The 12025-nt window shown below is 37.1% G+C and carries 12 protein-coding genes and 2 pseudogenes; 11 read left to right on the top strand and 3 right to left on the bottom strand.

What is annotated here, in order from left to right:
- Positions 1-146 precede the first annotated feature (146 nt).
- Positions 147-1028 carry a TetR/AcrR family transcriptional regulator gene (locus F9802_RS14400; protein WP_152153158.1) on the bottom strand — a complete coding sequence of 294 codons (882 nt, stop codon included), beginning with the start codon at positions 1026-1028 and terminating at the stop codon, positions 147-149.
- 189 nt (positions 1029-1217) lie between these two features.
- Between F9802_RS14400 and F9802_RS14405 the strand changes: the two genes are divergently transcribed.
- The 8 genes from F9802_RS14405 to F9802_RS14440 all read left to right on the top strand — a co-directional run bounded on the left by F9802_RS14405 (position 1218) and on the right by F9802_RS14440 (position 8530).
- Positions 1218-2747: a DHA2 family efflux MFS transporter permease subunit gene (locus F9802_RS14405; protein ID WP_152153160.1), complete on the top strand. Its 1530-nt coding sequence runs from the start codon at positions 1218-1220 to the stop codon at positions 2745-2747.
- Between the two features lie 286 nt (positions 2748-3033).
- Positions 3034-3216, top strand: a complete 183-nt coding sequence (locus F9802_RS14410) for a hypothetical protein (protein WP_152153162.1) — start codon at positions 3034-3036, stop codon at positions 3214-3216.
- A gap of 502 nt (positions 3217-3718) precedes the next feature.
- The gene (locus tag F9802_RS14415; protein ID WP_152153164.1) at positions 3719-3862 is read left to right on the top strand and encodes an FbpB family small basic protein; all 144 of its coding nucleotides are present in this window, start codon (positions 3719-3721) and stop codon (positions 3860-3862) included.
- Positions 3863-3905: 43 nt separating this feature from the next.
- Positions 3906-4349 carry a hypothetical protein gene (locus F9802_RS14420; RefSeq protein ID WP_152153166.1) on the top strand — a complete coding sequence of 148 codons (444 nt, stop codon included), beginning with the start codon at positions 3906-3908 and terminating at the stop codon, positions 4347-4349.
- Positions 4337-4627 (top strand): YxcD family protein, encoded by a 291-nt coding sequence (locus F9802_RS14425; RefSeq protein WP_152153168.1) that lies wholly within the window; start codon positions 4337-4339, stop codon positions 4625-4627. The genes F9802_RS14420 and F9802_RS14425 overlap by 13 nt, the downstream gene beginning before the upstream one ends.
- 173 nt (positions 4628-4800) lie before the next feature.
- Positions 4801-5418, top strand: coding sequence for a HutD/Ves family protein (locus tag F9802_RS14430; RefSeq protein ID WP_191991995.1), 618 nt, complete (start codon positions 4801-4803; stop codon positions 5416-5418).
- A 645-nt stretch (positions 5419-6063) separates the two neighbouring features.
- The gene (bioF, locus tag F9802_RS14435) at positions 6064-7236 is read left to right on the top strand and encodes an 8-amino-7-oxononanoate synthase (protein WP_152153420.1); all 1173 of its coding nucleotides are present in this window, start codon (positions 6064-6066) and stop codon (positions 7234-7236) included.
- Positions 7237-7303: 67 nt separating this feature from the next.
- Entirely contained in the window at positions 7304-8530 is a 1227-nt protein-coding gene (locus tag F9802_RS14440) for a cytochrome P450 (RefSeq protein WP_152153172.1), read from the top strand.
- A gap of 63 nt (positions 8531-8593) precedes the next feature.
- On the opposite strand, the pseudogene F9802_RS14445 reads toward F9802_RS14440, so the two are convergent.
- Positions 8594-9244, bottom strand: a pseudogene (locus F9802_RS14445) (molybdopterin-dependent oxidoreductase); the annotation flags it as partial.
- A 119-nt stretch (positions 9245-9363) separates the two neighbouring features.
- Between F9802_RS14445 and F9802_RS14450 the strand changes: the two are divergent.
- On the top strand, positions 9364-10377 hold the full coding sequence (locus F9802_RS14450; RefSeq protein ID WP_152153176.1) for a DUF1646 family protein: 1014 nt from the start codon (positions 9364-9366) through the stop codon (positions 10375-10377).
- Between the two features lie 145 nt (positions 10378-10522).
- Here F9802_RS14450 and F9802_RS19740 read toward each other — a convergent pair whose 3' ends face one another.
- Positions 10523-10690: a hypothetical protein gene (locus tag F9802_RS19740; RefSeq protein ID WP_191991996.1), complete on the bottom strand. Its 168-nt coding sequence runs from the start codon at positions 10688-10690 to the stop codon at positions 10523-10525.
- 215 nt (positions 10691-10905) lie between these two features.
- Between F9802_RS19740 and F9802_RS14455 the strand changes: the two are divergent.
- Both F9802_RS14455 and F9802_RS14460 read left to right on the top strand, forming a co-directional pair.
- Positions 10906-11076, top strand: a pseudogene (locus F9802_RS14455) (MFS transporter); the annotation flags it as partial.
- Positions 11077-11162: 86 nt separating this feature from the next.
- Positions 11163-11768 (top strand): methyltransferase, encoded by a 606-nt coding sequence (locus F9802_RS14460; protein ID WP_152153178.1) that lies wholly within the window; start codon positions 11163-11165, stop codon positions 11766-11768.
- Positions 11769-12025 lie beyond the last annotated feature (257 nt).

A 12025-nucleotide genomic window follows, 5' to 3' on the forward strand; every position in this document is an offset into this window, starting at 1 on the left:
AGAAAACAGCCTCCATTTCCGAATATATTCGGTGGAGGCTGTTACTGGTGAATGGATAGTTACTTCAACTTTCACATATGAAATAGTTAATTGGCTCATTTGTATTTGGATTCGAATGCTTCTCATTTCTGTTAACGATAGTCTATTTAAGTAAAATAACTTGCAGCCAGTTGATCCAGCTTTTGAAGCTCTTTTTCTCCAAAAAACACTTGTCCCGCTTTCAAAGAAAAGAGGGCGCTTTCAATCAGAAATTTCCTGGGGTTTTTTGAGTGCAGCAGTTCATCTTGCACAAAGTCTAATAACTCGATGTATCTTGAATTTTCTTCAGGATGGTTTAAAGCTTTTTTTAATACTAATATCGTATGACAAAGCTTCTGCTGAAGCGCTTGATCGGTTTTTTCACAATCAGGCAGCCAGTTGTCTAAAAACTCAGGCTGAATTAATTGATCACCTGCTTGTGCCACCTCGTTCACCATCTTTACTGCCCGCTCTACACTATAACGGACCACTTGTTGGATACTAACAGTGGATTCGTGCACCATCGCATAATATTTAAGGTTTTGGTGTAAAATCCCCATAAACATAATGGCGCAGTCCAACAAATAGGGCTCCTTGCTTTCGTCGAAGATATCCATGAATCGACGGTGTACCCAGTGAAGCATTCTCAATTGACCTTCCTTTATAAATTGTTTAAGATCCGGATCATTCGAAACAAGCACTTCTTCGAAAAGGGTAATTAACTTATTTGTTCGGTTCGTCTCCACCTGCAATTCGATTTGTTTAACAAAGATCCCAATGTCAGAAGGGCTCCGACCAATGAGTAACTCATTTCGATCTTTTTCTAGTCTTTTGTAAAGTGTTTTAAAAAGAGCGATTAATAACTCGTTTTTAGACGAAAAATAATTATAAAATGTTCCTTTAGAAATTCCGCTAAAGTTTAAAATGTCTTGAATAGATGTTGCTTGGAAACCTCTGTCAATAAATAGTTGATGGGCCATTTTTATGACATGCTGCTTTCTGTCGTTCATAGATTATCACCTAAAATTTTAATTGGACTACCTGTATAGAAATCATAGTACATTACTTTTGAGGTTTATACAAATCCAGTAAATAACGGAGTGTTTTTTTATTGCATTACTTGAACTCTTGGTATATGATAAGTTTCTATGTGAAACAAGAGTACAAAATAATGTACCGAGCGTATAGGGGGAAAAACAATGGACGATTCCATAAAAAAGACTGATCGTGCACCGTATGGGATTCTTGCTATCCTAATGATCGGAGCCTTTATTACTTTTTTAAATAATACATTATTAAATATTGCACTTCCTTCGATAATGAAGGATCTTGACATTGGACCATCGACAGTACAGTGGCTGACGACTGGTTTTATGTTAGTGAATGGGATATTGATTCCAACAACCGCATTCTTAATTCAAAAATATTCTGTTCGAAATCTATTCTTAACAGCCATTGGTTTATTTACGTTGGGAACGGTTATTGCCGGCTTTGCTCATGTCTTTCCATTATTATTAGCCGGTAGAATGGTTCAAGCTTCCGGATCAGCGATCATGATGCCACTATTAATGAATGTCATGCTAATTAGCTTTCCAGTGGAAAAAAGGGGAACAGCCATGGGGTTTTTCGGTTTAATTATGATGGCTGCTCCCGCAATAGGCCCAACTTTATCCGGCTGGATTATTGAACATTATGACTGGAGAATGCTTTTCCATTTTGTCACGCCTATTGCAATTATTGTTTTATTAATTGGCTTTTTCCTGCTCAAGGATAAAAAAGATAAAGTTGATATTCGCCTTGATTTCTTTTCGCTTCTGTTATCAAGTGCGGGCTTTGGCGGTTTGCTATATGGGTTTAGCTCTGCAGGCAGTAAAGGCTGGGACAGCCCGCAAGTCTATGTCCCAATCATCGTTGGTATCATTTCTTTAATTTGGTTTATTGTGCGTCAATCAAAGCTGGAACGGCCAATGCTTAATTTCGGGGTCTTTAAATATCCAATGTTTGCTTTATCATCGTCCATTACTATGGTTCTTAATATGGCCCTGTTTTCCGGAATGTTATTACTTCCTATCTATGTTCAAACCATACGTGGGATCTCTCCAATGGATGCGGGGTTATTGATGCTGCCGGGAGCGATTGTCTTGTCTCTCATGTCACCAGTCACCGGTAAATTATTTGATAAGCTTGGAGGCAAAATATTAGCTGTCATTGGTTTGGGCATTACAACGGTAACAACTTATTATTTCAGTAAATTAACATTAGATACTACGTATACCCATTTAGTGATTTTAAATGCCGTGCGGATGTTTGGGATATCGATGGTGATGATGCCAGTTTCGACAAACGGTTTAAATCAGCTGCCAGCGCGCTTCTATCCACATGGCACTGCGATGAACAACACATTAAATCAAGTTTCTGGTGCCATTGGTACGGCGCTGTTAGTCACACTTATGTCCAATCGTACGGAAACACATGCCGCTGAATTGGCAGAAAATGCAATGAAACATGCGACGGGGCAGCCAACAGCAGCAGCTCTAGCTGAAATGAAACAACAAATTGCTATGAAGGCCATGTTAGAGGGAATTAATGATGCTTTCTTCGCGGCGACCTTTATTGCTAGTGTTGCGTTTGTTCTTGCTTTCTTTATCAAACGAGCCAAACAAGCGGAAGATCCATTAGAAGAAAAAACATCCGGTAAAAAAATGGCCGCTAAATTGGCGAAGAATTAAACTTTTATGTTTAATCGGCAGTGCTTAAATACGACTCTAATCATAAACAAATTTAAAAAGGTAACTTCTTCATTTTTAATCTTTATTTAAACCTTATGTATGAGGAGCTGGTTTCATCATTAGTTTTTGAAAGATTACGCTTGCTGGATTTCTTTAGTGTTTGGGGCTAGTTTTTCATTCTTTATTAAGTGGTTTTAAAGGTCTTTTTTGACAAATAAATGAAAAAAGCCATGACGTATATTTCTACTTTCAATTCTCATACTAAAGAAAAGAAGGAGGGATACTTATGGCAAAACGAACTAAGAAAAATGATGCAGAACAAAAGAATAAACAAGGGTTTGACTCCAGCAAAGCCGATTCAGAATTCGGCAAAGAATTTGGCAGTGCAAATGCTAATCGGGCACACAAAGAAAAGGCTAAAAAAGAAAGGGCATCCAAAAACCAAGGGCAATGGAACGGAATGAATTGATTTACCTTTATAATTCTCAATAACAGAAAGAAAAAAGCCTTCATTTCCGAGTATAGTCGGTGAAGGCTATTAATAATGACGTGAGATTGACTCAACTTTCGAATGATGTGCAAATAGCAGCATCAAATATTGTATTGATACCGTTTTTATTTGCATGTCGCTTAATAACGATTTTAACTTACGTAGTTTTTATTTGAAGAGAAATAGGCGTTTACATTCAAGGACAAGCCCCTTGACATATATCCAATTCTCTATTATTATAGTAATATAAACTCAATATTCCTTTTAAGGGGAGTAGCTTTTACAGCAAAGTCGTCATTACAGAGCAAGCAGCTCTCGGCTTTGTTGGCAACTACTATCGTTGTTAGCAAGACCTTACCAACACGGTAGAGGTCTTTTTGTTTTTTGAGCCTATACCATATCCGGTATAGGCTCTTTTTGTTTATTTGTCATTCTATGTGTAACGACGACCAATCATATCAATTTAGTGAGGAGGTATACCATGAAGAAGAAACATTTATCCTTTCATCAATTAATTGAAAAGAATAAGGAAGAAATGTTGAAAGATAAGTCTGTTATGGAAAAAATCGAAAAGAAGTTGGATAAAAAGCATACAGACTTTATGAAAAGGCAGCAAGTCGTGTGATCAGCTTACTAAAATAAGAAAAAGATAAAATGGAGGATTTCATATGTTGAAAAAAATAATTGCATCGATATTGGTTTGTAGTTTGTGTTTAGCACCTGTTGGAAATATTCTAGATCAGAACACTCATGTGGCAAGTGCAAAATCATATAAATCGGGAAAAGGTTCATTTAAACCATCTACTAGTAATAGTCCATCTCTTTTCAAAAAAAATAACGATCAGCAAGTGAATAAGCAAAACTCAACAACGAATTCCACAAAAAAATCAACAGCAGCAAAGTCTAAGAAGGGCGGTCTTTTAAAAGGGCTGTTTATCGGTGGATTAGCTGGTTTATTGTTTGGGAGTTTGCTAGGTAACCTTGGTATTTTAGGTTCTATACTCGGGTTTATGGTAAATATGATAGTCATCGTTGCTATTGTTATGATTATTCGTAAAATCGTTGTTTCTTTGAAAAACAAACGGAGGGACTATGACGCATGGGAGAAATAAAAATTTCCGAGCAAGATATTATGAATGCCCTCTGCTTATATATTGCTGACAAAAAGCAAGTCTCCCCTTATGAGGTGGAAATTGAGTTAATGTATGATGATGATTATGGTTTTTCAGCCGAATCCCATGTGTCAGGCCGAAAACAAATTTTAATTACTGTGAACATTATTGAGGCCATTCGATTTTGGCTCGATACTGAAATGAACATGGATCCGTTTGCGGCAGGGATCGAATTAGTTCTCGATGAGAATGAAGGTATTATTGCTTTCGTGAGATAAGATAAATGAAAAAGTAATGTTAACGTAAGTCCCTCACTGTGTTAAGGCGGTGAGGGATTTGCTATTTCGGTCATTATTTTGATTAATTACTATTTAAATTTTTGTTTGCGTTAAAAAACGGTATAATTGGCTCCATAAAGAGTCGCAGCTTCCAGAAAGGCGGAATGTTAAGCATGTCTTATTCAATTCAAGTTATTAGAAAAAATGAGCAAATATCAAACGAATGGTCAGGTGGAATAACAACTCAGCTTGCTATCTATCCCGAAGATGCAGATTATAATAAACGTAACTTTAAATGGAGGATTAGTTCGGCAATGGTTGAAGTCGAAGAGTCTTTGTTCACCTCTCTTCCTAATATTTGGAGATTGATTATGGTAATTGATGGAGAAATGGTTCTTGAACATGAAGGGCATCATCGTGTGCTTTTAAAGCCTTATGAACAGGATAGCTTTAGCGGGGGATGGACAACTCGAAGCATTGGTAAAGTAAGGGACTTCAATCTAATGTTAGCGGAGGGATGCAGTGGAGAATTAAAAGCTATTAATATAGAAAAGGGGATTTATAACGAAAGATTAAGTAATAAAAATCTTGATTTACTTCAAGCAACTGAATGTTTTTATTGTGTAAATGGTAATGTTAACATGATCATCGATGATCAGGAATCTATTGATTTAGATGAGGGCGACTTAATAGTATTAAGCGGGGAAAGTTCAGAAAAAAATATAAATATAAAGTTATCCAACAAAAGTGAAATGACTGCTAATGTCATAAGAGCGAACATCTTTTTTTGATGAATATTTAATATACACAATTTGAGTACTGTTCGCTGCTTGTGAGGAAAGATAAATTATAAATGTAATAGTGAGTGAAGAGCCTTTCCACAGAAAGGCTCTTTGATTTTTGTAAGATATAGTCAATCGGTTGATTTATGCTCTGTTACATATGTCTGAAACGTCTGGGATACAAGGAGAATTAACAACTGACCTCTATGTTTCCAGAGATAGGCATTGCTTCGGGTTATAACAGATAAGGTAGGGAAATGTTGATAGAATAGGCTGGTTTTTTAGCGTTTTAAATCAATTTTATTTAAGGCAGTGCATTAAAATACCTAGTTGAAAAGAAATAAGTTACCAATTAACTTTGTTAATCCATTGACATAATGTGTTAACAATTTTATCATTTAATTGTTAACTAAATATAAAATATGGTTTACAATTGAAGAGAATGTGGTTGAAACTTGGGAGTATCGGAAATTTACTGGATTGCTATTTGGATTAATTAGAGGAGCTATATTGATTGATATTCAGTCAGGTGAACGTATTTTTCATTCAATGGGAGAGAAAATAGCACAAGAGTGAATCGAAAAAAGTAGAAAGTATCTTTGGCTGCCTTTTATAAAGAAACAATTAATAAGGTAACAAATGGGGTGAAAAGTGTTGAAGCTTGATGAATGGTTAAGCCACCGGTTAGATAAGACAAAAGTGTCTGGCTTGTATCGGCAGTTGAGAACGATGAATACTGCTCCCCGTCCTGAGATGGTTATGGATGGTCAGAAACAAATTGTCTTTTCATCAAATAATTATTTAGGACTGGCGAATGATAAACGCTTGGTTTATGCAGCAGAAACGATACTGCATGAATTTGGAGTAGGGAGCAGCGGCTCAAGGTTAACGACCGGCCATACTGAATGGCATCAAAAACTTGAAGAAAAAATCGCGGGCTTTAAGCAGACAGAAGCAGCCCTCCTGTTTTCAAGCGGTTATTTAGCTAATGTCGGTGTACTTTCTTCATTACCTGGAAAAGGGGATGTAATTTTCAGCGATCAATTAAATCATGCGAGTATTATCGATGGGTGCCGACTATCAAAAGCCGACACAATCATTTATAACCATGTAGATATGGATGATCTTGAAGAAAAATTAAAAGAAACAAAACCTTATCAGCGACGTTTTATTGTAACAGATGGAGTATTTAGTATGGATGGTACGATTGCACCTCTTGATAAGATCATGTCACTTGCTAAACGCTATCATTCACTCGTAATTGTTGACGATGCGCACGCGACGGGTGTTTTAGGAGAGAACGGCAGGGGGACAAGCGAATATTTCAGTGTCTTTCCAGATGTGGTTATTGGTACTCTAAGCAAAGCCATTGGTGCGGAAGGGGGTTTTGTCTCTGGATCAAAGATATTAATTGACTTTTTACTAAATCATGCCAGAACTTTTATCTTTCAAACCTCCATTCCGCCATCCATCTGTGCCGCTTCATATGCAGCATTGGAGATTATTGAACATAGTAAAGAAAAACGCCAACTGTTGCTTTCAAAAGTAAAACAGACAAAAAGTAGTTTAGAAGAAATGGGTTATGTGGTGAAGGGGGACGATACACCGATTATTCCTGTGATTATCGGAGATACCCATAAGGCAGTAATCTTTGCGAAAAGACTACAGCAAGAAGGAATATACGCACCAGCGATTCGCCCGCCAACCGTAGCCGTAGGGGAAAGCCGTATTCGGTTAACGGTCACAACTGACCACAGTTCAAAAGAAATAGATCACTTGCTAAATTCGTTTCATTTCATCGGAAAAGAGCTGAACATAATTAAATAAATCGTTTTTTTGTAACAGGAGCTGGTACCGTGTCTTTAAAATAAGATTATCGCATTGGAGGAATAAAATGACGAACGATTTAAAACAAAAGCTGGAAGGTCTAAAAACAACATTATTTTCACTTTCTTCTCCTGAGTTTTTAAGCAATCCTTATCCTATTTACGATAAGCTGCGTTCCAATCATCCTGTTTATAAGGCAAATTCATTTAAATATCCAGGTTGGTATGTAACCGGATATGAAGAGACGGCAGCGATTCTTAAAGATACTAAATTTAAAAATCGCATCCCGCTGCCTCAAACATCAAAAAAATATGAGCACCTTAAAACTATCCAGAGCGATATGATGCTTTTTAAAAATCAACATGACCATAAACGTTTGCGCATGTTGGTTAGTAAAGTATTTACTCCAAATGTTGTGGAAGGATATCGTCCTTACATAGAAGAAACTGTTAATGAGCTGTTGAATCAAGTACAAGATAAAAAGCGAATGGATATCGTTGCAGACTTTGCGTTTCCTTTAGCCAGTCTCATTATAGCTAAAATATTAGGAGTACCGGCAGAAGAGCGTCATCAATTCAGAGAATGGACAGTAAGCTTAATCCAAACCATTGACTTTACCCGCTCAAGAGAGACGCTAGCAAATGGAAACGATACAACCAAGATGTTACTCATTTACTTTAAAGAGCTCATTAACAAGCGGAAACAAACTCCTCAAAATGACCTTATTAGTACGTTAATATTAGAAGAACAGCAAGGTGACAAGTTAACAGACGAGGAATTATTGGCGACATGTATTTTACTTGTTATTGCTGGACATGAAACAACAGTAAATCTTATCAGCAATGCGGTTCTATCCCTATTGAATTATCCGGAGCAATTAATGATGTTAAAGGAAAATACATTACTTATCGAAAGGGCAGTTGAGGAATTTTTACGCTATGAGAGTCCCACACAGTTGACAGCTCGTATTGCATCGGAAGATACCGAAATGAATGGAATCACCATTAAAAAAGGCGAGCAAGTATACATACTGTTGGGGGCCGCCAATCGTGATCCTAAAAAATTCATTAATCCTAATGTGCTTGATATCACTAGGAATCCTAATCCGCATCTTGCATTTGGATATGGCATTCACTTTTGTTTAGGTTCCTCATTAGCACGTCTTGAAGCACAAATTGCTATTCAAACACTCCTGCGGCGAATGGGTAATCTCCAAATGGCTACACCAGACCTGCAATGGAGAAAACTTATTGGTTTTAGAGCGTTAAAAGAACTGCCAATCACCTTTGACTAAGTTAGATTACAAAAAGGAGAGCGGGTCACTTCATGCTATGATCACTCTCCTTTTCTTCATACCAGCCATGCGTCCAGTTTGATTTTTATGGACATCAATGACGACAATTTTTGCTCCGTTTTTTCTTGCTTTTTGTGCAATCATCATTTGGTGCATATTCGTACTGACAGCGTTAATTCCCCACATGATAAATAGCTTTGTTTCCGTCATCTCTTCTGGATCTGTACCATAGCCTCCACCCATTGTGTAACTGTATCCTTTTGAACCAGCAGATGAACAGATGGTTCGGTCGAGCTGACTTGATCCGAGCCGGTGAAAGAAATGCCGGTCCATTCCTTCTGAATTGATTTTTCCCATGTTCCCATAAAAACTGTAAGGGAGGATCGATTCTGGGCCTTCTTCTGAGATCAGTTTTTTCCAATGACTGGTGATTGTTTCGATTGCCTCTTGCCAGCTAATGGAAATGAATTTCCCATCGCCTTTTTGTCCAACACGCTTCAAAGGCGTTCTTATTCTTTTATGATCATAAATACGTTCCCTCATATTCCGCACTTTGTTGCAAATGTTCCCTTTCGCCACAGGGTGATTAGGATCGCCTTCAGTTTTGACGATTTTCCCGTCTTTTTTGTGTACGAGTAATCCACATTGGTCAGGGCAGTCAAGAGAACAGACTGAAGGGACCACATCATTTTCTACATCAATATATGATTGCATATCCACCATCCTCCCATGGCAAAAATAACTTTATTGATTGTTAAAACTAAAAGAGTTTTTTGAATTTTCTCGCATAAATACCTTACTACAAGAAAAGTTTGCGGGAAAGGAAGGATTCAATGATTATTGGGCTGTTAATTATTCTGCTTCTCGTATTGTTTTTACCTTTTTTCGTCAAATACGTCGAAGAAAATTTAGAAGTATTTTTATTTGTCATGGGTTTTTTAGCCACAATTGTCGGCGGAGTATTGGACAAGGCTCTTCTAATGAAAGCACTGGAAGATCCTATTAAAATTACGATTGCCGTTTTGGCAGCTGGACTATTGTTTAAGTGGCTTCAGACACCTTTAGAAAAAGGAGTTCTTGGCATAAGCCGTGCAATGCCTTTTCGGTTATTTATCGCCCTAGTCGTGATTATATTAGGCTTGCTTTCAAGTGTGATTACTGCAATTATTGCTGCCTTAATTTTAGTTTTAATTGTCAGTGTCCTTAAACTGGACCGTCAATCGGAGGTTCGGCTAGTGGTTTTAGCTTGCTTCTCCATTGGTCTTGGCGCTTCTTTAACACCGATTGGAGAGCCTCTTTCAACAATTGCCATCAGTAAATTAGGAGAAGATTTCTTTTATCTCATACGATTAATCGGCCCTGAAGTCATAACTGCCGTGTTGATTTTCGGTATTCTTTCCGCGCTTCTTGTGCATCCGAAACAAAATCAAGAAGGTTTGTCCAGCAGTCAAGCGAGCGAATCTTACGGAGAAATTATTATCCGGACCATTAAAATTTATTTGTTTGTCATGGGGCTGACACTTCTCGGTTCAGGATTTGAACCATTGATCAACCGTTACCTGCTGGATTTAAATACGGGTATATTATATTGGATCAATATGATTTCGGCCGTCCTTGACAATGCTACTCTCGCAGCCGCCGAAATCAGCCCTTCAATGAATGAAGCGACCATAGAGGCAATTTTACTTGGGCTTTGTATTAGCGGTGGAATGCTTATACCAGGAAACATCCCGAATATCATTGCAGCTGGAAAGTTAGGGATTGCAAGTAAAGAGTGGGCAAAATTCGGATTGCCTGTTGGCTTAGCTACCATGTTTGTTTTCTTTATTGTCATTACTTTCTTTTAAGAGTATTTCCTACTTAGATAAAAATGCTTTTAAATGCCTTTTGGTTGTTCAAGACAACAAAGCTTTCTCACTACAAAGGAACCCGCTCTGGCCGGAGGGGGTTCCTTTTTTTACTTCCCTCGGTAATGTCGTAAATTATCAAATTCTAAGGCATTTCGTCCTCTTTTACCCGATTTTTAAAAGCTTCATAAGTAACAATATCTTCAGTTTGTTCAAACTGTCGATTAGGCACCTTCTTCTCAATTACGTTATGCTCAGGATAGTTTCCAGGGTTTCCTTTTTCTTTGTGACTAAAGCTTTTACCACGGCCCATACACATTCTCTCCTTTCTATTCTTGCTTTTTTAGTTTTCTCCACTGCGAAAAAAAATATCCCGTTTAACTAATCGGAGAGTGAGGGAAGCGCCCACGTCTAGAAAAAGATTTTCCTTTCTTTACGTTTTGGTTTAATGAAAAAGGTGAGGGGTTATCCAGCATAAAGGAAGCTAGCCTGCTCATTGTTATTGGATTTGATTTTGGAGAAAAGTTACAAAAGGGAGGCAAGCTGAGTCAATTGCTTCACGCTTTTAGAACAGCCATGACGACGGCTAAATTGGCCATCATGGCCACTGTTCAGATTGCAGGATACAATGGATTAATGATCTGGCTGCCATCTATGCTTCAAAAATTACAAGGATTATCTGTTTCAAGCTCTGCGCTTTGAAGAATCAATACTGCTGTTGGAATGATTATCGATATGTTACTTCAATAGTTAAATTTATATATCATTTAAATAGGAGGGAATCCATGAAAGAACAGTTTTATGATGAATTGCTGAACATAAAAACAAGAGGAGACCAAAAGGGATTCAATCAGTCTTTTCACTACCATCGATATGAGCCAACACCATATAGTGCACTAGAAAAGTTATTTAATCAATATGAATTAAAAAGCAGTGATCGTATTGTTGACTTTGGGTGCGGAAAAGGGCGATTAAATTTCTATATCAATTATTTATTTAACGCAACTGTTGTAGGAGTAGAAATGAACGAAGCGTTTTATCAAGAAGCAGTTGAAAATCGAAATAGTTATTTGAAGAAAACGAAAAATAGTATAGATAAAGTCCAATTCCATTGTTGCTTGGCAGAAGAGTACCAAATTGCTCCATTAGATAATCGATTTTACTTTTTCAATCCATTTTCGATACAAATTTTTATGAATATTATCAATAAGATATTGATTTCAGCGGAAAAATCAGAACGAGAAATAGAGCTCGTTTTATATTATGGATCAGAAGATTATATCTATTTTTTAGAAAACAGCACCTCTTTTGAGTTAAAAGAGGAAGTCATACGGCCGGGTGTATATGAACATAATCCTTATGAGAGGTTTTTAATATATCGATTGACATAATATATGCATTGGAGCTGTATTGCGTGGAGAGCACTATTCATCGATTTCTGACACAACCATTTTAGAGGGCTTTGTCCCTTAGTCTACAAAGAAGAGTCTATTGCCGAAAAAGCAATAGACTCTTCTTTCTTTATTTATAAAATGATAAATACTCAACTATCGACAAAATTCGAGGAGTGACAGGCACCATAATAAAAAAAGTATTGCATAAACATACCTATTGTTGCATAATTAATACCTGGTCAATCAAATATATT

It is taken from the genome of Bacillus aerolatus, assembly GCF_009183655.1.
In the GTDB taxonomy this organism is placed as follows: domain Bacteria; phylum Bacillota; class Bacilli; order Bacillales; family Domibacillaceae; genus Pseudobacillus; species Pseudobacillus aerolatus.